Genomic DNA, 19256 nt, shown 5'->3' with positions numbered 1-19256 from the left:
CAAATCCTGCAGCTGATCGTGTCCATTATAGCGAGTGGGTGTGATGTGACGAGCATGAGTACGCTTATCACCGTAGGGGAGACGCCGCTGAGAATTTCACCACCGGGTGCACAGCAATTCGTCGGCAGTGACGAAGTGTCGATGTCTGCCGTCGGGACCGAGAGCAACGTGGCCATCGCCGCCGCAAATCTCGGGACCAACACGCGGTGGCTGTCGAAAGTGCCGGCAACCCAACTCGGAAAGCGAGTTATCAGCGAGTTACACCGATATGGGGCGAAAACGGACGTCACCTGGTGTGAGGGTGGTCGACTCGGGATCGAGTTCTACCAGCGGGCCAGCCCTCCCCGTGAGGCGGTGGTCGTCCACGACCGTGACGGGGCCGCGGCCGCCTCGATGACGCCAGGCGAGTTGTCGATGGATCGCATCCAGGCGGCCGATGCCGTCTTCGCTGCGGGCAGTACCGCTGCCCTCTCTGGGACGGCCGCCGACACGATCGAAGCAGCGTTACGAGCCGGCAGAGCCGACGGCGGACTGTCCGTATTCGAACTCGATTTCAGGCCCCGGTTGTGGTCGCCGGAAGATGCGCGTCAGGCCCTCCAGAAGATCCTCCCCGAAGTCGATGTCCTGATCGCCAACGAAAGTCAGCTTCAAACGGTCTTCGAGCGCAGCGGGGAGTATCGGGAGGTTGCCCACGGCGTCGCCTCGGAGTGGGACTTCGATCTCCTGGCGATGACGAGAGGCGAGTACGGTGCGATCGCTATACAGGATAGTGTCTTTCACGAGTGTGAGTCGATCGAGACCGAGACAGTCGACGCGGCCGGCCAGCACGATGCCTTCGCCGGCGCGTTCATCCAGCAGCTGCTGACCGACGCGCCACCGGACGAGGCACTCTCGTATGGCGTCGCCGCAGCGGCAGTCTGTCGGACCATCCCCGGCCCGATTCCAGCGATCGATCGATCGGCTGTCGATCGGGTCCGCGAGGAATTGTAACACAACGCGGTGGTCGTCTCTCGCATCTATCGGTGTCGTTAGAGATTTATGATCACTCGTCGTGGTGTCGCATATGTCAGTACTCGGTAGCCGTGTGGCCGTCGGACTCTGGGTAGTCGTCCTCGTCGGGGCGATGGCCGTCGCTCCCTTCGGAGGGATTGGCCTCGCTCAGGGGCAAGACAAAGTGACGCTTACCCTCGCCGTGGGGGATTCCGACGGGAACGATGTCGGTGATGTAACACTCAATGTCTCGTGGGCAGACGGCAACGAGACAGTGACGACGAGAGCGAACGGACAGGCTCTGGTCGACGTGCCACGGGGATCGAACGTGACGATCGCCGTCGAACCCGGGGACTACGTTCGGAACGTGCCGGTCGAGATAACCGATGCGAGTGCAGAGACTGTCAGCATCGACGTCGCCAGGAAAGGATCGATAGATCTGCAGGTAGACCGTTCGGGCACAGCCGTCCCGAACGCGACAGTTCGCCTCACACAGGACGGACAGACAGTCCTCACGGGCGAGACGAATGGGAACGGACAGTTACAGACCGGACCGATCGAACGCGGCTCCTACGAGATCGCAGTCACGAAGCCGGGGCACCTGAACTACAGCAAGCGCTATCGGGTTACCGGCGACGTTTCGCGAGCGATTCCCCTCGAAGAAGCATCGGTGTCTGTGACCTTCGACGTCCGAGATGGGCACTTCGATACCCCACGGGCAGTCACGGAGGCAACGGTCGATGTCGACGGGATCGGATCAGTGACGACACTTTCGAACGGTGAAGCGACGTTACGCGTCCCCGTCAACACCGAGCAGACCGTTACCGTTCGGAAAGACGGATACACCACCAATACGACGACGGTCACGATCAGCGAGTCAGCGATCGAACACAATGTGACGGTTTCGCGCACGCCGGAGTTAGCACTGCGACCCGCAAACGACCGGATCGTCGTCGGCGAGACCGTGCGAGTCGTTGTCACCGACGAGTACGGCCAGACGGTCTCGGGGGCGACAGTCAGCGTCGAAGGCGAGAGCGTCGGCACGACGGACAGCAACGGCGCACTGACGGTCCCGATCGAAGCCGCCGGCGAGTTGGCAGTCGTGGCGACAGCCGACGGGCTACGGGCCGAGGCGACCGTCGAGGGAGTCGACCCCGGAGGCGGTGAGACAGCAACGGCGACCGAGACCGAAACTGAAACCGAGACAGCGACGCCGACGGAGGCCACGACGACTGTCACGGGGACGGACACGCCCGGATCGACGACTGTGACGACGACGAGCGGGCCGGGCTTTGGTATCGGCATCGCGATCGCGACAGTGCTTTCGGTCGCCCTGCTGGCCCGGCGGCAGTGAGGGGAGTCCTGCAGTGACGACGCGCGAGTTTTATGCGCCGGCCCCGGTTACGCTATCGAATAGATGACGGGACTTCCGGAACGCCACGAGCAGTACGGCGGCATCGTCACAACGCGGGCGGGCACCCGTATCGTCGCACACTACGGCCGGCCAGAACGAACGTATCGGGCCGTCCGCAACGGGGCCGGCGTCATCGAGCACGGCGTGGGCACGATCGTCGTCAAAGGGGCCTGGCGTGAGCAAGTCGTCGCGGAACGGTTCTCGAACGAACTGCCGGACGTCGACGCCGGACAGTACGGATTCATCCGCTCAGATGGATCGATCGTGGCCGACGCGTACGTCTTCACCGTCGAAGACCGCGTTCTGGCGTTCGTTCCCCCTGATCGAACCGACGCCGTCGTCGACGCCTGGAGTGCCGACGGAGTCCTCGTGCGGGACAAGGCTGCTTCCTTCGCGGTCTTCGGCGTGTATGGCCCGGAAGCGACCGAAAAAGTCGCCAGCGTCTGTTCGGCGACGACACCGGAGACAGCGCTGTCGATCGATCGTGGTGCGATCCAGAACAGCGGCGTCACTGTCGTTCGTGATGATGGAGTCACTGGCGAAGAGGGTTATCTGCTCATCGCGGCAGCTGACGATGCCGACGACGTCTTCGACGCGCTGGTCAATCGCGGGCCAAGCGCCGCGCCGTTCGGGTACGAAACGTGGGAGACGCTCACTCTCGAAGCCGGGACGCCGCTGTTCGAAACTGAGCTACGGGATGTCGAACCGGGCGCTATCGGCATCACAAACGCGTTTCCGCCGGGCGAGCGCCCGGCCCGCGGCGAGCGCCGCTTGCGAGCGTTCACCGCAGCCACAGCGCCCACAGCTGGCACCACGGTCTATGCGGGCGATCGAGCGATCGGTGAGGTCACTCGCGCCCGAGCACAACCCAAAGACGAGGGTGCGGTCGGGTTTGCGATGGTCGAGACAGACGAAGAAACCGTCACGATCGGCGACGAGGGGCTCACTGGGACGATCGCGTCACCCCCGTTCGTCGAGGGGTCCGACCGCTCAGCACGGTTGCTGGAGCCGTAAGCCACGCACCGAACGGGCTCGCTGTTGTGATGCTTTCAGCGTGAGAACAGCGCCCGCAGTTGTGCCCGTGAGAACAACGACGAGGGTTCGTCCATGTGGACGCCGATCTGCCCCGAAAACAGTCTGAGCCCAACTCGCTGGATCGGTTCCGGCAGAGAGTACCCCCGCCGGACCCAGGCACCGAGACGGATCTCCCGGCCCAACTCCGCCCGCCAGGCGTCTTCGTAGTCGGCAAGCGTCTCCGGGCGGGCAGGATCGATCGTCCGTGCGGCGTGATCGGCCGCCGTCATGCCGTAGCGGATCCCCCCGCCGGTGAACGGCTTGGTCTGGGCCGCTGCGTCTCCAAGAAGGAAGACTCGATCGCTCGTGACCGAATCGGGTGGGCCAATCGGGATGAGACCGGAACACCGGCGTTCGGTCTCGACGCCGTAGGCGTCGGTGAGCGCATCGAACCGGTCGCCAACAGATTCCCCCGGCGGCGCGGCGAGCCCGTACTCGACGCCGGCCTCGCCACGCGGGATGCGCCAGGCGAAAAACCGCGGCACGTTCAGGTGGACATCGACGAACTCACCGGCGTCGGGAGCCGGATCGAATCCGAGGACCCCATGCAGGAGTTCGTCGGGTTCCGGCAGCCCGACTGCGTCCCGGACGCGGGATTGGGGGCCGTCACAGCCGGCGACCAGTCGTGCCCGGTGGGTCTCGGTGCCGTCCGCTCCTTTGACGGTCACCTCGACGTGATCTGCGCGTTCGTCGACCTCGGTGACAGTGTGGCCGTCCCGGACCGTCGCCCCGGCATCGCTGGCCGCGTCGGCGAGTGTCTGATCGAGACCGACGCGATCGATCACCTGCGAGATGACATTTTCCTTGTAGAATGGGTAGGCACGGCTATCTGGCCCGCCGAGGTGGAAGTTCGCACCGTAGATCTCGTTTTGGCGCAAGTCCGCACGGTCGTCTTCGGGGACGTATTCGAGGACATCGGTACTGACGTGGCCCGAACAGGCCAACGGCTCACCGATGGTCCCCTGTTCGAAAACGAGGACGTCCAGGCCGTCTTCGGCCGCCCGGCGAGCGTAGCGGCTGCCGGCCGGTCCCGCACCGACGACGATCACGTCGCGCATGTGTCTGGGTCAACGGGTCGAGGCGTATAGGTTTTGACGGTCGCGGTCGCCAGTGGGGACCCACTCGTCCACGAGGGCTACGCGTCGGTCTCGAACTCGAATCGAGCACCGCCGTCAGTCCCGTCAGTAACCGAGACGTCCCAGCCGTGGGCGTGAGCGATATCCTCGACGATCGAGAGACCGAACCCAGTCCCGCCCTCGTTGGTCGTGACACCGTGGTCGAAGACCGTTTCCCGGCGGTCCGGCGGGATGCCGTCGCCGTCGTCTTCGACGTAGAAGCCGGGGCGATCGGCCAGCGACCCGACGGTGATTTGGACGTCGGTGCCCCCGTGTTCGACCGCATTCCGGAACAGATTCTCGAACAGTTGAGTCAGGCGTCCCGGGTCGCCCGCCACGACGGGAGCCTCCTCACGTACAGTGAGGGCCGCCGCGTCCGTATCGACGTAGCCCCACGCTTCCGTCGAGATGGCATCGAGGGCGATCCGCTCGGCGTCCTCGACGGTGGATTCCCCACGCGCGAGGGTGAGCAAGTCGTCGATGAGTCGTTCGATTCGGTCGTGAGCCGATTCGATCTTCTCGAAGTGTTCCGGATCGCCTGACTCCGCCGCAACGTCGAGAAAGCCCATGGCCACAGTGAGGGGGTTGCGCAGGTCGTGGGCGACGACGCTGGCGAACTGATCGAGTCGCTCGTTCTGTCGCTTCAGTTCCGCCTCGCGGTTCGCTCGTGCCAGTGCCGCCTCGGCGGTCGCCCCAAGGATCTGGAACAGATCGACGTCGGTCTCCGAGAAGACGTGTGGCGATTTCGATCCAGTCGAGATGAGGCCGTATTCGCCGAGCGGAACCATGATCTCGCTTCGCATCTCAGTGTCCGGATTGTACACCCCTTCGGCCGAGTGGAGGTCGTCGTACCGGCGCAACTCACCGGACTCGAAGGCCTCCCAGGCGAGACTCTCCCCGCCCTCGAAGCGAGGGAGTTCGTCGAAGAATTCCGCTGCGGTATCGGTCTGAACGAGCGGATCGAGTGTGTCCGCCCGCTCGTTGTACTCCCAAACCCCCGTGACTGTGAGATCGAGGACGTCAGCGGCTGCCGTCACCGCGATGGTCGCGATCTCCTCGGTCGACTGTGCGCCACTGAGTTGTTGGGCAGTCTCCTGAAGGGCCCGAAGCCGATGTTCCAGTTGCTTTTGGTCACTAATGTCTTCGAGGACGGCGAGAATACTGGTTGGCTCACCGTCAGCTCCGTCGATCGTCGTGACCGACAACAAGAGGTCGAGCCAGTCGCCGTCTTTGGTCTTGCGTCGAATTTCGACCCCACGGATCTGCTCGCCGTCGAGTGCCCGCTGGCGGAGGTCGGCGAATTCATCTCGCTTGTCCGGGGGCACCATCGGATTGAATTCGTCGACGACTTCCTCGGCGGACCAGCCGAACATCTCCTCGGCACCCTGGTTCCAGCGGCGGACGGTGCCGTCGGGATCGATCTCCATGATCGTCAGCGGTGCCGCATCGATGAGTGATTCGAGTCGCTGTTTGGTCCGTTCGAGTTCGCGTTCTCGCTCGACCTGTTCGGTGACGTTCCGGGCGATCCCGAGAATCCGGATCACCTCGCCGTCGACGGCGACCGGCGCCAGACTGGTCTGCCAGAAGCGTGCATCGTCCGCGACCGAAAGTTCCTCCCGATAGGAGATCGGCTCGCCGGCGTCGAGACACCGCTGGTAGTTTGCCGCGAGTTCTGCCCCACGCTCGTGGCCGAAGATCTCACTCGGTGTCTTGCCTTTGGCCTCTGCCGTCGTGAGCCCGGTCTGGGTCTCGTAACCCGGCGAGAGGCGCGAAAAGCGGAACTCGGGATCACCGTTTGTATGCTCGACGTCCAGCAGGAAGATCGCGTCTCCGGAGTTGCTCAACAGCGCATCGTACTCCTCTGCGAGTCGGCGGCGTTCCCGCTCGAGTTCTCGCTGTTCGGTGATCTCCTGGGAGAAAACGGTCAATCCATCCTCGTCCGGGAACGCCCGGATTTCGACCCAGTACTCGAAAGGGGACGGGACGTACTGTTCGAAAGAGACTGCTTCGCCCGTTTCCATCGCGGTGCGATACTTCGATTCGATTTCCGTCCCGGCGATCGTGGGAAATTCGTCCCAGAGATTCGCACCGATCACAGCCGCTCGATCGCGCTCGATTCTATCGGCCATCCGCTCGTTCATGTACTCGATACGCCAGTCAGTGTCGACGGCGTAGATCGCATCTGTCGCCCGCTCGAGGGTTCGCTCGAACCGATCGGAGATCCGCTCGGCGACCTCGTGCTCGCGTTTGGCCTCGGTTAGCGTGCGGATCCGACGGGCAAGCAACGCGAAGCTCTCCTGGTTCGAACGGACCGGAATATAATCCGAGACGTTCGCCTGGAACGCCCGACTCGCGATCGTCTCACTGCCCCGGCCAGTGAACAGGATCGTCGGGATCTCGCTGTCACGTGACTGAACGTCTTCGAGGAGATCGAGCCCGGTGTGTTCCGGAAGCGCGTAGGAGGTCACGACACAATCGAACGTCGACGCTTCGAGGGCATCGAGGGCCGCCTGGGCGTCACTCGCAGTGCTGACCGCAAGGTCGGGATCGATCCGAGGGAGTTTCGTCCGGACGAGATCAGCGAACGCTTCGTCGTCGTTCACGTAGAGAACCTGTAGCGAATCAGGCTCCGTCTGGACGTGTGCCATTGGCTGGTCTTGGTGCTGATAGCATTTGAGTGATGGGTCGTCGTTCCCTGAAATGATAGCGCCCACCGGTGAGAGTCGCGATCGTGTCATCGTCCAGGCGTGGGCCGTCGGGACTGATTGGCACGCCTCGGCGCTATTGGCCGTCCGCACGTCACTCCCGACGACGGTGCCCGGAGAGCGGTTAGGACAAGACAGGGTCTGCGGGCACAGCACAGTCGAACGTCCCCGAGAGGACGACAGCATCTGTCTCAGTCAGTTCAGCCGTTACCTCGACGCTGGGTCGTGGATCCGAGTCGACCACGGTCGCCGTCGCACGGACGGTCTCGCCAACGCGCGTCGGATTCGGATAGGTCACCGCAGAGCCGGTGAGGACGACAGTCGGTTCGTTGACAGCGAGCATCGCCGCGTAGTCGGCCGCCCCGTAGACGAAACCGCCGTGAACGAGGCCGGTCTCGTCGACGGCCATCTCCGCAGTCGTCGCCAGTTCGACGACGGCGGTGTCCGTCCCGATCTCGATGGGCTGTCCGACGTATGCTTCGGACGTCTGTTCGTGCGTTTGCGGCTCGACCATCGTCGACCAATAGCGCCCCGATGGCGTTTCTGCCTGTTGGTTTCGCGTCAGTCGTCGGCCGCTGGGGGCGTCGCCAGTTCGCGATCGGCTCGCGGCCCGTCCATGTCGACTTCGGGCAAGAGATCCCGCAAGTACTGTCCGGTGTAGGAGTCGTCGGTCCGTGCCACGTCTTCGGGTGTCCCATGGGCGACGATCTGTCCCCCGTGTTCACCACCCTCGGGACCGAGATCGATGATCTGGTCGGCGTTTTTTACGAGGTCGAGTTCGTGCTCGATGACGACAACCGTGTTGCCCTCGGCGGTCAGGCGGTGGAGCACGTCGATCAACTTCCGCTCGTCTTCGGGGTGGAGGCCGGTCGTCGGTTCGTCGAGTAAGTACAGCGTCTCACCGCTGTCTTGCTTGCCCAGTTCCTCGGCGAGTTTGACACGCTGGGCCTCCCCGCCCGAGAGTGTCGTCGAGGGCTGACCGAGTTTCATGTACCCCAGCCCGACATCCTTCAGGAGTTCGAGGCGGCGGCGGATCCCGGGGTGGCTCTCGAAGAACTCGGAGGCCTCGGCGACGGTCATCTCCAGGACGTCCGCGATGGTTGCGTCCTTGTAGGTCACGTCCAGGGTCTCGGCATTGTATCGATCGCCGCCACACTCCTCGCAGGGGACCTCCACGTCCGAGAGGAAGTTCATGTCGATGGTGACGGTGCCCTGGCCGCCACAGGCCTCACATCGGCCACCTTTGACGTTAAAGGAGAACCGTCCCTTGTCGTAGCCCCGTTGGTTCGCGAGATTCGTCTCGGCGAACAGCTCGCGGATGTGATCGAAGACGTCCGTGTAGGTCGCCGGATTAGACCGCGGCGTCCGGCCGATCGGCGACTGATCGATGAGTCGAACGGTATCGATCTGCTCGATGCCCTCGATTGTGTCGTGCTCGCCCGGGTCGACCTCGGTGTTGTCGTTCATCTCGCGGGCGAGACCCTTATACAGCACGTCGTGCATCAGCGTGGACTTGCCAGAGCCCGAGACACCCGTGATCGCGCTAAAGGTCCCAAGTGGAATCTCGACGTCCAGGTCTGTAAGATTGTGCTGGCGGGCCCCGCGAATCGTCAGCGTTCCCGTCGCCTCTCGACGCTCGTCGGGGACGGAGATTCGCCGCTCGCCAGCCAGATAGTCACCGGTGATCGACTCCTCGGTGTCGAGGACGTCTTGGAAGGACCCGTTGACGACGATCTCACCACCGCGTTTCCCTGGCCCCGGCCCCATGTCGACGATGTTGTCCGCCCGCCGCATCGTCTCGGTGTCGTGTTCGACGACCAGAAGGGTGTTCCCCAGGTCGCGCAATTCTGCCAGGGTGTTCAACAGGCGATCGTTGTCCCGCTGGTGGAGCCCGATCGACGGCTCGTCGAGGACGTACAGCACGCCCACGAGCCCCGAGCCGATCTGGGTCGCCAGCCGGATGCGCTGGCTCTCGCCACCGGAGAGCGTCGAGGCCTCTCGGTCGAGGGTGAGATACTCCAGGCCGACCTCTTCCATGAACCCGAGCCGGGCGCGAATCTCCTTGAGAATCTCCGTGGCGATCGTGGCGTCACGCTCGCTCATCCCGTCTTCCATGCCCTCAAAGTGCGCCAGGGCGTCGCCGATCGACAGCTCGTTGACGTCGGTGATCGACGTGCCGTCGACGAGGACGGCCCGCGATTCGGCCTTCAGCCGGGTCCCCTCACAGTTCGGGCACGTCGTCGTCGCCATGAACTCCTCGATGTGTTCACGCGCCCGGTCGGAGTCGGTCTCGACGTGACGACGCTCCAGATTCGGGATGACACCCTCGAAGCGCTCGGTCTTTTCCCGTGTCCCGTTCTTGGTCTGCCACTGAAAGTGCACGACGTCGTCGGTCCCGTAGAGGAACTGCCGCTGGATCTCGGGATCGAGGTCCTCGAAGGGCGTCTCCAGACTGACGCCGAAGTGCTCGGCCACGTTGTCCAACTGTCGTGAATAGTACGTCCGGTTGTAACTCCAGGGCTCGAAGACGTGCTTGAGCGGCTTCGAGGGATCGGTGATTACCAGGTCCTCGCTGACCTCCTTGGTCTCGCCGAGCCCCTCACATTCGGGACAGGCACCGTGTGGGGAATTGAACGAGAAGCTTCGGGTTTCGATCTCGCTGATGTCGATCCCACAGTGGGTACACGCGAGATCCTCCGAGAACTCGACGACGAGTCGGTCGTCGCTGTCGCCATCGGCCTCGGCTTCGTCGGCGAGGTCACCCGTCGAGCGTGCCGTCGCCCCGCCCAGTGCGACTCCCTCGGGCGGATCAGGGACGAGGACCTTGAGCACGCCGTCGCCCTGGGTGAGGGCCGTCTCGACGGAGTCGGTGATCCGCGAGCGGGCGTCGGGGGCGACCTGAACGCGGTCGACGATCACGTCGATCGTGTGGTCGAAGTTCTCGTCGAGGTCCGGGCGATCCAGCGTCAGGTCATAAGCCTCGCCGTCGACCTCGACGCGGCTGTAGCCCTCCCCGACCAGTTGCTCGAAGCGATCTTCGAAGGCACCCTTCTGGTCGCGGACGATCGGCGCAGCGATCTTGAGCTTCGTGCCCTCGGGCAACTCGAGGATCCGGTCGACCATGTTCGTCGCACTCTGTTCGCCGACCTCCCGGCCACACTCGGGACAGTGGGGTGTCCCGACACGGGCATACAGCAAGCGGAGATAGTCGTGGAGTTCCGTGACGGTCCCAACCGTCGATCGGGGGTTGTTCGCGGCGTTCTTCTGATCGATCGAAATTGCGGGCGAGAGCCCCTCGACTGACTCGACCTGTGGTTTGTCCATCTGGCCGAGGAAGTTCCGTGCGTAGGCCGACAGCGACTCGATATAGCGGCGCTGCCCTTCGGCGTAGATCGTCTCGAACGCGAGCGAGGATTTCCCCGACCCCGAGAGGCCGGTAACGACCGTCAACTGCTCGCGGGGGATCTCGACGTCGACGTCTTTCAGGTTGTGTTGCTCGGCCCCGCGAACCTCGATAACGTCCTTACTCATTCGATGTTTGCCACGGCCTGGACCCGTGAAACCCTGTCGGTACAGGCCCGTCTCGGGTGAGTGACCGGTCAGATACCGAATTGGTTTGGTACGGTCATTACCCGAAACCGGCAACAATCTTTCATTGTCGCATGGTAGACCTAACCAGTATATCGCTGTGGGCAGGCACGGCAGGAATGTTCCTGGGAATGCTGTACTTCATCGCAACCGGCTGGAACGTACGGGATTCCCGGCGAAAGAAATTTTACATCGTCACGACGTTCATCGCGGCGATCGCGTTCGTGAACTACCTGGCGATGGCAACCGGGTTCGGCCGGTTGCCGATCGAAGTCGTCAACGACATCATCGGGACCAGTTTCGAGGAACCCGAGACGATCTACTGGGCACGGTACACTGACTGGATCCTGACGACGCCGCTGTTGTTGTACGACATCGCGTTGCTCGCGGGCGCTGACCGTAACACCATCTCGACGCTCGTCGGGCTGGACGTGCTGATGATCCTCACCGGCGTCGTCGCGACGCTGCAGTTCACTGGCGCGGCCGGCCTGGAAGCAGAAGCCCTCCGGATCGTCTGGTGGGGCGTCTCCACCGGCTTCCTGCTGGTGTTGCTGTACTTCCTGTTCTCGACGTTGACGACCAAAGCCAACGAGTTGTCGCCGGACACGCGCAGTACGTTCAAGCTGCTCCGGAACATGATCGGCCTCCTGTGGCTGGTCTACCCGGTCTGGTGGATCATCGGGACCGAAGGCCTCGCGGTCATCGGCATCGGCCCGGAGACCGCCGGCTTCGCGGTACTCGACGTAACTGCGAAGGTGATCTTCGGGATCATCTTGCTGCGCAGTCACAACGTCCTTGACGACGCCGCACCGGCGTCTGGCGAGTCCGCACACGCAGCTGACTAACTGGACGTCCGCTCTCACGTCCATTTTCGCGATTTGTACCCGGATCGCACACGGTCGAGTGTGTACGTCGTTGCAGGCACTCTGAACGCGTCCAATGAGCTGATTGTCGTCTGGCGAGGTCACGACTCGCCTCACTCGGAGAGGCGTCGACCCCGTACACTCGGACGTGTCCGGCGATTCGCTCGCCCCGTCGGGTCGGTCGCTCCCGGCGAGGTGACCGCCATCGCCGAACAATCGTGCGACACCGTTGTAGTGTGAGTCGGCACGTCGAACTGGGACAGCGAGACAGCCAGCGCGAGGCGTTACTTGCTCGGTGCATCCGACCGCCCGCGAGCGAGGGCTCAGCTTCGCGCCACCGCCGGGCCGGCCCGCGAGAGCCCGATTCGATAACTGGCGGAGCCGGAACTGGGCGTTCGCTCGCTCAGCGGAGTGACCGTCGAGGAATCGAGCGTCAAGTGGGATGTCTCGGTGGTCTGGGGGTCACTCAGTCCGCTCCGGGACAGTACCGAGAGCCGCCGATAGCGAGGGGAGTACGCCGCGTTCGACGACCCAGCCGAACAGGACCAGTCCCTGGACGAGGAACACGTTCGTCACCAGGAAGAACATCGCTTCCTCGATGGGGAGCCCGAGTACCGAGATGCCAGTGGTGTACGTCGGTGAGAACATCCACAGTCCGAGGCCGATCGCCAGCCGATCGGCAACCCAGAGATATATCGTCGGGACGGCCAGTGCGGCCAAGACGCCGCGTCGCTTTGCCAGCAGGACAGGCCAGCCAAAGCCCCACTGGAGGGCGAGTACTGGTCCCGCCCAGGCCAGGATCGCGCCGAGATACCGGAACGTCGTCACAGTCAACGCGAGCAGTCCAAGCCCACCGACGAGCAACCCGCCAACGACGCCGGCGATCCGCTGTCGGGTCCTCACGGACGGCCCACGACCGTCCGGGCGAACAACCAGCGCGGTCCACAAGCCAGTCAGGACCGTCTGGCCACCGATAAACAGCACTTCCTCGTAGGGGACGGCGCCGACGTGCCCGACGACGATCGAGCCGTACTCCCAGACACCCGTTCGGATCAGGTAGGCGTCCCACGGCAATGTATAGACGAGCGCGACACCGAGCAACACGATCGTACCAGCCAACTGGGCCGGATGCACGCGGCGGGTGGCAAACAGGGCAATAGCCAAGCCGACGATCGGGAGCCCGACGAAAAACAGCGTAAACTGCAGGTACGTCAGGCCCATATCGCCTCCGCTCGGACCGAGAAGACAGCCCGAGTCACACAACGCGAACCGCCGGCCACTGTCTGTCGGGGCCAGTCATTTGTCGCGGCGAGTACTCGATTGCTCATGGCTAGCAGTGTTACTATGTCCCCACCACGGCTCAAAAGCGTACCCAGTCAGTTGGGGTCTGACACCGATTGCCTCGATAGTGTCCTGAACCGCCGGCCTGAACCCGTCGCCGAGGGGAGAACTGTCGAGAAAACTGAAAGTCGTGCCCAGAGAGTCGCGACCAAACCAGTTCGGTACAAGTTACAACTCAGTGACCGACGAAGTACGTGTTGGCGGTCGAGCCGGGGTTGTCTGTGAAACGCCGACCGATCGCCCCCACGTATCCACCTCGGAGCGGTGATCGCCAGTGTTTACACACGAAGCTTCAATCTGCGTCGGCGTGCCCCCCGGGACGGGGTTCGCGTTCCTGGCTGACCCCCGAAACCAGGTGAAAATCACCCCCGGCCTGGTCGCCGTCAGTGCGACACCGCCCGAAGACGGCTTCGCGACCCGCTATCAGTACGAACTCGCCGGCGTCACGCTGTCTGGCCAGTTGACCGACAGCCTGCGTCGCCCGCCGACGCGACTCGTCCGCTCGCTGTCGGGCGCACTCGATGGTACTGTCCGGTATCGGCTCACTGCGACCGGCAACGGAACGCGGATAACCTGTGCGATGGCGATTCGAGTGCCGAGGGCGGTCCTCAACGCTGTCCCGACCGCCGTCGTCGAAACGAGAGTCGAACAGGAAGTAACGGCGACGCTGTCGACGTTGCAGTCGTATTTAGAGCACTAACCAAAGCGACGGCGGACGGCCCCGCCCAGGCAATCTCAGTCGTCTTCGAAGAACGCTCGCATGAGTTTCTTTTCGGCCGTTCTGAGGTGCTGGTAGTACGTCGAGGGCACCACGTCCATCGACGCCGCGAGATCCTCTCCCTCACACTGGCGGGGCCACTCGAAAAAGCCGCTGGTGTAGGCTTTTTGCAGCGCCGTCAGCTGCCGATCGGTGAGGTCAGCCTCGACAGCTTCGGCAAACGATCGGGGGGCCTGCTTGGCGTCTCCGGACTCGTGATACGCGATCAATTCGACGTCCTCGTAGGCTGTTTCGAGTGCTTCGACGATCGCCCGGCCGTTCTGTTCGGTCGCAACCGTAAACCGGACGCGGACACTTTGGCTGTCGATGGCGACAGTGCCGACGTTTGCCCCGTAGCTTGCGAGCGCATCGACGAACTCCGCTCCAGCCGTGATGATCTCGACGACTAGTTGCTCACCAGCCCTCGAAAGGACCGAGACGTCCGTGACAGCCTCGTACCGGTCCTCGGCCGCGAGGATAGTGTCCTCGTCGGCCGCGGAGACGGCAAACAGAAACGCGACGCGGCCGTCGTCGTGGACCTGGGTACCGCGATAGGCGATGGGATCGGTCGCCGTACTCGCCAAGTCCGCGAGGAACAGCGATGGATCGTGCAGGTCGACTTCGATCGTAATCGTCACGTCGGTCGTGAGCGTCCGCTTGCTGAGGACGTCGTTGATCGCCGCCCCGATCACCCGGCCAAGCGCCCCCAAGATCGCCCGTTCGGTCCCGTCGAACGCTTCCGGGTCGGCATCGAACACCGCGAGGACGCCGTAGGTCGTCCGGCGGTAGGACAGTGGAATGAGGACACCCGATCCAGCCTGTCCTGATTCGAATCCGAGCGGCGGGTCCAGCGTCGCCGCGTCTTCGAGTCGCTGGATCTCGTCTGCTTCGAGGGTCGCCGCGAGACGGTCGGCGCTCGGACGGTCTGCATCGAGTGCGATCGTCTGCTCCCCGAGACGGTCCTGGTTGTGCGCCGCGATGGAGACGGTATGGGTGGTCGGATCGTACGTGCCGATCCAGGCCCGATCGAACTTCGCGACCGAGCCGAGTCGGCTGACGGTCATCCGGTGAATTTCGTCCCGATTGTCCGCCCGAACCAGAATCTCCGAGAGGTCACTGACCAGCCCCTCGACGCGATCGAGCAGCCGACGGAGGGTTTCTCGTTCTTCGCGGATCGCAGCCTCGGCCTCCTTGCGTTCGGTCACGTCCTGCTGGAAAGCGACGAAGTTCGTCACGTTGCCGTCGTCGTCCCGGATCGGTGAGATGGCCAGATTGTTCCAGAATGTCGAACCGTCCGCCCGGTAGTTCAACAGTTCGGCCGACACCGATTCGGTATTCTCGACGGCTTCACGGATGTCGACGGTCGTTTCGGCGTCGGTATCCGCGCCCTGGAGGAACCGACAGTTGACACCGATGGCCTCCTCTTTGTCGTAGCCGGTGATCGCTTCGAAGGAATCGTTGACGTAGATGAGCGGTTCGTCCGGTTCGGTGGCATCACCGATCGTGATGCCGACCGGTGCCTCGTCCAGGGCGCGCTCTTTGAGGCGTTGCTCTTCGGTCGCGGTCCGGTCGTGGATCGGCATCCTGACTCGATCCTCGCGAGTCTCCGGGACAGCGTCGTCGAGTGCCTGTAGTACTTGATCGACCAACTCCGGTGAGGATTGGGGGAGAAACGCCGTGACGTCAGCGCTGACAGCGCGTCGTGCGACAGCACCACTCTCGGTCGCTGGAAGCAAAAACACTGGAAAGTTCGGCCGTTCCCGCCGAATCGCTTCGAGCAGCGACAGACCGTCGAACCCATCCGAAGCGTGATCGGCGATCACACAATCGACCGCCCCGGATTCGACCCGCGAGAGCGCAGCAGAGAAGTCCCGTTCTGTGTCTACGACCACGTTCCCCGTCCGGGAACGTAACACGTCCGCCGGCAAGGGGTCGCCGTCGGGGGTACTCCCGACACGCAGCAAGCGGCGCCCATGGGCTGACTCGCTCATGGGACTGGTATAGGCGGACGATCGACCTAAAGGTCGGGGCTGTCGCGATCAGCGAGCAGCCCGGAGTGTCGACAACAACCCACCCGCTCGCTGGGCGTCTTCGAGAACGGCATCGGCGGTGTGTTGGCCGCTGATAAACGCCATCGGGACGCCGATCCCCGGCGAGGTGAACCCGCCAACGTAGTACAGTCCGTCGACGGATTTGGCGCGATGGGCGGGTCGAAGCGGGCCAGTCTGGAACAGCGTGTGGGCAAGTCCCAGTGCCGTTCCCTGGGGATAGTTCAATCGCTCGGCGAAGTCATCGACACACATCGAAGACTCATAGACGATCCGATCGCGGATGTCGACGCCAACGTTGTCTGCCAGATCGTCGACGACCAAATCACGATACTCCTGGCGGCGCTCCGGCGTGTCGTCGAGGCCGGGGGCGAGCGGCAACAGGACCACCACAGCGTGGTGGCCCTCGGGCGCGACCCCGTCGTCGGTCAGAGACGGGACCGCGAGGTAGTAGGCCGGATCGTCGGGCCAGGCCGGATCCTCGAAGATCGTCTCGAAGTGGGGGTCCCAATCGTCGGGGAACACGAGCGAGTGATGGGCGAGCGGGTCAACGTCGCCCTCGACGCCGAGATACAGCAAGAGTGCGGACGGGGCGTAGGTCTGGTCGTCCCAGTGGTCGAGCTCGTGGTCGCGATTGGCCGGCGAGAGTAACTCGCGCTCGACGTGGGCCTGCGGGGCGTTTGAGACAACCCGATCGGCCCGGCGCCGGCCCGCGCTGGTCTGGAGCGAGAACCCGGTCGTCGTCGACTGGAGATCGGTCACTTCCGTGTTCGTCCGGTACGTGACGCCGAGTTGCCTCCCGAGGTCGGCCAGCCCCTCCACGACGCTGTACATCCCGCCATCGGGGTAGTAGACGCCGAGGTTGAAATCGACGTGAGCCATGAGGTTGTACAGCGCCGGCGTATTGTGGGGCGCACCGCCCAGAAACACGAGCGTGTACTGCAGCAGTTGCTGGAGTTTCGGGTTCTCGACGTACGAGGAAACGTGATCTTGCATCGACCCGAGCATTTTCAGCCCCGGCCCCAGTCGCGCGACGTCGAGGTCTATCAGGTCACGGAAGCGAGAGCGATCCTCGTAGACGAAGTGCTCCATCCCCACGTCGTAGGTGTGTTCGGCCTCCGCCAGATACGCGTCGAAGGCCTCACCACCGCCAGTCTCGTAGGCCGCGAACGTTCGGCGCGTCCGCTCGATGTCGGGCGTGATCGTCACCCAGTCACAAGGCGGGTCGATCCCCTCGTCGTCGAGCGTCCCGGCACCCGGAACTGGCTCACTATCGCGATAGAACACCCGGTATTGTGGATCCAGTTGGTGGAGGGTATAGAAGTCCTCGGGGTCGTGGCCGAAGTGATCGAAAAAGCGCTCGAAGACGTCCGGCATCAGATACCAGGAGGGGCCGGTGTCGAACCGAAACCCGTCGGCTTCGATCACGTTTGCCGCGCCACCCAGGCGGTCTTGCTGTTCGAGGACGGTCACGTCGGCCCCAGCGTCGGCCAGGTAACAGGCCGTCGTGAGGCCGCCGAAGCCGCCGCCGATGACGTCGATCGTCTCGCCCGCAAGCGGTGATTGCTCGCGCATGTTAGGGTACGTACCAGATACCGCGGCCCTGGTCTAAAAACGATCCGACGACCACGTGGGGCAACGCGATGATACTGATCGCGATGCTCCAGAACGCTACCCCGCCCGCAAGCAGCGGTGCGCCGGCCAGCGGTCGGGTCGCAGCCAGATAGATCGCCCCGACGACTGTCGCGGTCGCGACGGCCCCGACGATCAACACGCCCCAGGCCGTCATCGCCACGACGCGAGGGTCGTCGCTGTCGATCGATCCCGAGAGGATCCCGCCGTTGGCCGGAACGTCGTCCTCGACGGCGACGTGGCGGCCGACCTGACGCAGCGAGTACCACAGCGGGAAGTACAGCCCGACCGCCACGACCACCGGGACGACCGCGAAGTACCCGATCAACAAGAGGGTCTCGGCGGCGTCGACGAGCCACGATCCGCTGCCGTCACGGCCAAGATACCCCCACGAGAGGTGGACAGCCGCAAGCCCCCCAAATCCGACGGCGATCAGTGGGCGGGTCACCCCAAAGAGGTGACTGAACTGGCCGAGCGCACCCGGATCGAAAATCGAGACCATATACGAGCTGAACGTCTCGAACGTGCCCGGCCAGAAGACGATCGGGACGGCCATGACCGCACCGCCACGGACCAGTGCGGCGAGGTGTCGCTGCGGGGACGAGCGGAGATGGCCACTGCCAGTCACAGCGTCCATGACGTGGACGCCACCGTATCCGCCCTTCAGCACGGCGACGACGATTGCCAGGACCAGTCCAGCCACCGGCACAATCACGAACAGCGCGAGAAACGCCCCGATCAGCGCCAGGTAGCCGACGACGTACTGCCACTGAAAGTTCAACCCGCGCTGGCGGATATTGTTGAAGTGTTCGTACCCGCCGTGGGGGAGGTTCAACGCGACCATCCCAAAGAGGTAGATCGCGGCCTGGGCCTCCATGCCCAGTCGGACCCCGACAGCGTGGGCCAGCACGAACGCTGCGGCTATCCCACCGAGCGCAACCCGTGAGACCGTCACGACGAGCGGCTCGGCGGCCGACGGGCGAGCCACGGACGTGCGGTGCGTGTTTGCAGTCTGTCCCATAGTCCGAGGTTACCCACGGAGTGGCCTCAATCGCCACCCCAACTGGTTAGGCACGGACGAGCGCGCACTCGCCAGAGATTTAACACGAACGCGACCGAACTGAGAGTGATGGCCATCGAAACCCTCGCTTGCCCGGAGTGCGGTGCCGAACTCCAGATGGGACTGCCCCGGAATTCGACAGTGCGGTCGGTCGCCCCTGAACCGCGAGAGGAGCCAGCCGACGATCGCATCAAGGAGCGTGAAAATACCTGCCCGAACGGGCACCGGCTGTACGTCACCTTCGAGTTTTGAGAGGTAACTCGGCAAGAAGCTACTCCGAGCGCTCGGCCCACGCCTGCTCTTGGTGTCGCTCGACGACGTGGCGCCGCCCGTCGGCCACAGCCTCGTGTGCCGCCCGATCGAACGCTTGCAGGTCAGCGTAGACGCCCGACTGAAAGTCCTCGACGACGTCGTAGGACCACCGGTCCTCGTCGACGACACCCCGGGGCAACAACTCGTCTCTGAGCGTATCGGCAAGGTCCGTCTGCCCCCCTTCGCGCAATGCCTGCTCTGCAGCCGCGAAGTGGTCCATCGCGTGGCCCGTATCGTGGTGAAACGCGATCAGGTGGCCGTGTGCCCGGTGGAGCCACTCGATACCGAGTTCGATCCGATGCAATGCCTCCCGTTCGGTCGCATCCGGTGGTGCTGAGGAACTGTCCCCCGCCATGA

At 63.8% G+C, this 19256-nt stretch carries 15 protein-coding genes; 6 read left to right on the top strand and 9 right to left on the bottom strand.

Features of this window, described 5'->3' with window-relative positions; genetic code table 11:
- The first annotated feature begins 54 nt into the window (after window positions 1-54).
- The 3 genes from Hrd1104_RS03755 to Hrd1104_RS03745 all read left to right on the top strand — a co-directional run bounded on the left by Hrd1104_RS03755 (window position 55) and on the right by Hrd1104_RS03745 (window position 3418).
- The gene (locus Hrd1104_RS03755) at window positions 55-990 is read left to right on the top strand and encodes a sugar kinase (RefSeq protein WP_154551494.1); all 936 of its coding nucleotides are present in this window, start codon (window positions 55-57) and stop codon (window positions 988-990) included.
- Window positions 991-1063: 73 nt separating this feature from the next.
- Window positions 1064-2344 (top strand): PGF-CTERM sorting domain-containing protein, encoded by a 1281-nt coding sequence (locus Hrd1104_RS03750; protein ID WP_154551493.1) that lies wholly within the window; start codon window positions 1064-1066, stop codon window positions 2342-2344.
- 63 nt (window positions 2345-2407) lie between these two features.
- Window positions 2408-3418 (top strand): aminomethyltransferase family protein, encoded by a 1011-nt coding sequence (locus tag Hrd1104_RS03745; protein WP_154551492.1) that lies wholly within the window; start codon window positions 2408-2410, stop codon window positions 3416-3418.
- A gap of 35 nt (window positions 3419-3453) precedes the next feature.
- Here the strand turns inward: Hrd1104_RS03745 and Hrd1104_RS03740 are convergent, their stop codons facing one another.
- From Hrd1104_RS03740 to uvrA, 4 genes are all read right to left on the bottom strand, one after another.
- Window positions 3454-4536, bottom strand: a complete 1083-nt coding sequence (locus Hrd1104_RS03740; protein ID WP_154551491.1) for a geranylgeranyl reductase family protein — start codon at window positions 4534-4536, stop codon at window positions 3454-3456.
- Window positions 4537-4613: 77 nt separating this feature from the next.
- On the bottom strand, window positions 4614-7241 hold the full coding sequence (locus Hrd1104_RS03735; protein ID WP_154551490.1) for a PAS domain-containing protein: 2628 nt from the start codon (window positions 7239-7241) through the stop codon (window positions 4614-4616).
- A gap of 181 nt (window positions 7242-7422) precedes the next feature.
- Complete coding sequence (locus Hrd1104_RS03730; protein WP_154551489.1) at window positions 7423-7812, bottom strand: thioesterase; 390 nt, start codon at window positions 7810-7812, stop codon at window positions 7423-7425.
- A 47-nt stretch (window positions 7813-7859) separates the two neighbouring features.
- Complete coding sequence (gene uvrA, locus Hrd1104_RS03725) at window positions 7860-10829, bottom strand: excinuclease ABC subunit UvrA (protein WP_154551488.1); 2970 nt, start codon at window positions 10827-10829, stop codon at window positions 7860-7862.
- Window positions 10830-11005: 176 nt separating this feature from the next.
- Here uvrA and Hrd1104_RS03720 point away from each other — a divergent pair, with 176 nt between their 5' ends.
- The gene (locus Hrd1104_RS03720) at window positions 11006-11731 is read left to right on the top strand and encodes a bacteriorhodopsin (protein WP_305037635.1); all 726 of its coding nucleotides are present in this window, start codon (window positions 11006-11008) and stop codon (window positions 11729-11731) included.
- Window positions 11732-12211: 480 nt separating this feature from the next.
- Here Hrd1104_RS03720 and Hrd1104_RS03715 read toward each other — a convergent pair whose 3' ends face one another.
- On the bottom strand, window positions 12212-12970 hold the full coding sequence (locus tag Hrd1104_RS03715; RefSeq protein ID WP_154551486.1) for a lycopene cyclase domain-containing protein: 759 nt from the start codon (window positions 12968-12970) through the stop codon (window positions 12212-12214).
- Between the two features lie 427 nt (window positions 12971-13397).
- On the opposite strand from Hrd1104_RS03715, the gene Hrd1104_RS03710 reads away from it, so the two are divergent.
- The gene (locus Hrd1104_RS03710) at window positions 13398-13790 is read left to right on the top strand and encodes an SRPBCC family protein (protein WP_195837623.1); all 393 of its coding nucleotides are present in this window, start codon (window positions 13398-13400) and stop codon (window positions 13788-13790) included.
- A 35-nt stretch (window positions 13791-13825) separates the two neighbouring features.
- Here Hrd1104_RS03710 and Hrd1104_RS03705 read toward each other — a convergent pair whose 3' ends face one another.
- Genes Hrd1104_RS03705 through Hrd1104_RS03695 form a run of 3 tightly spaced genes read right to left on the bottom strand, consistent with a single transcriptional unit; the run spans window position 13826 to window position 18548 of the window.
- Window positions 13826-15838: a bacterio-opsin activator domain-containing protein gene (locus tag Hrd1104_RS03705; protein ID WP_154551484.1), complete on the bottom strand. Its 2013-nt coding sequence runs from the start codon at window positions 15836-15838 to the stop codon at window positions 13826-13828.
- A gap of 48 nt (window positions 15839-15886) precedes the next feature.
- A complete protein-coding gene (locus Hrd1104_RS03700; protein WP_154551483.1) occupies window positions 15887-17470 on the bottom strand; it encodes an NAD(P)/FAD-dependent oxidoreductase in 1584 nt (527 codons plus the stop codon).
- A 1-nt stretch (window position 17471) separates the two neighbouring features.
- Window positions 17472-18548, bottom strand: a complete 1077-nt coding sequence (locus Hrd1104_RS03695) for a Brp/Blh family beta-carotene 15,15'-dioxygenase (protein WP_154551482.1) — start codon at window positions 18546-18548, stop codon at window positions 17472-17474.
- A gap of 108 nt (window positions 18549-18656) precedes the next feature.
- Between Hrd1104_RS03695 and brz the strand changes: the two genes are divergently transcribed.
- Window positions 18657-18839, top strand: a complete 183-nt coding sequence (brz, locus tag Hrd1104_RS03690) for a transcriptional regulator Brz (RefSeq protein WP_154551481.1) — start codon at window positions 18657-18659, stop codon at window positions 18837-18839.
- A 19-nt stretch (window positions 18840-18858) separates the two neighbouring features.
- On the opposite strand, the gene Hrd1104_RS03685 is transcribed toward brz, so the two are convergent.
- Window positions 18859-19254, bottom strand: coding sequence for a hypothetical protein (locus Hrd1104_RS03685; protein ID WP_154551480.1), 396 nt, complete (start codon window positions 19252-19254; stop codon window positions 18859-18861).
- Between the last annotated feature and the right edge of the window lie 2 nt (window positions 19255-19256).

The sequence above is a fragment of the Halorhabdus sp. CBA1104 genome (genome assembly GCF_009690625.1).
GTDB lineage: Archaea > Halobacteriota > Halobacteria > Halobacteriales > Haloarculaceae > Halorhabdus.
This window is presented reverse-complemented; position numbering and strand designations above follow the sequence as displayed.

Coding starts and splice junctions, on each gene's coding strand:
- Hrd1104_RS03705 (WP_154551484.1), bottom strand. CDS start 15,838: ATGAGCGAGTCAGCCCATGGGCGCCGCTTGCTGCGTGTCGGGAGTACC.
- Hrd1104_RS03685 (WP_154551480.1), bottom strand. CDS start 19,254: ATGGCGGGGGACAGTTCCTCAGCACCACCGGATGCGACCGAACGGGAG.
- Hrd1104_RS03740 (WP_154551491.1), bottom strand. CDS start 4,536: ATGCGCGACGTGATCGTCGTCGGTGCGGGACCGGCCGGCAGCCGCTAC.
- Hrd1104_RS03735 (WP_154551490.1), bottom strand. CDS start 7,241: ATGGCACACGTCCAGACGGAGCCTGATTCGCTACAGGTTCTCTACGTG.
- Hrd1104_RS03720 (WP_305037635.1), top strand. CDS start 11,006: ATGTTCCTGGGAATGCTGTACTTCATCGCAACCGGCTGGAACGTACGG.
- Hrd1104_RS03755 (WP_154551494.1), top strand. CDS start 55: ATGAGTACGCTTATCACCGTAGGGGAGACGCCGCTGAGAATTTCACCA.
- uvrA (WP_154551488.1), bottom strand. CDS start 10,829: ATGAGTAAGGACGTTATCGAGGTTCGCGGGGCCGAGCAACACAACCTG.
- Hrd1104_RS03715 (WP_154551486.1), bottom strand. CDS start 12,970: ATGGGCCTGACGTACCTGCAGTTTACGCTGTTTTTCGTCGGGCTCCCG.
- Hrd1104_RS03750 (WP_154551493.1), top strand. CDS start 1,064: ATGTCAGTACTCGGTAGCCGTGTGGCCGTCGGACTCTGGGTAGTCGTC.
- Hrd1104_RS03730 (WP_154551489.1), bottom strand. CDS start 7,812: ATGGTCGAGCCGCAAACGCACGAACAGACGTCCGAAGCATACGTCGGA.
- brz (WP_154551481.1), top strand. CDS start 18,657: ATGGCCATCGAAACCCTCGCTTGCCCGGAGTGCGGTGCCGAACTCCAG.
- Hrd1104_RS03695 (WP_154551482.1), bottom strand. CDS start 18,548: ATGGGACAGACTGCAAACACGCACCGCACGTCCGTGGCTCGCCCGTCG.
- Hrd1104_RS03745 (WP_154551492.1), top strand. CDS start 2,408: ATGACGGGACTTCCGGAACGCCACGAGCAGTACGGCGGCATCGTCACA.
- Hrd1104_RS03700 (WP_154551483.1), bottom strand. CDS start 17,470: ATGCGCGAGCAATCACCGCTTGCGGGCGAGACGATCGACGTCATCGGC.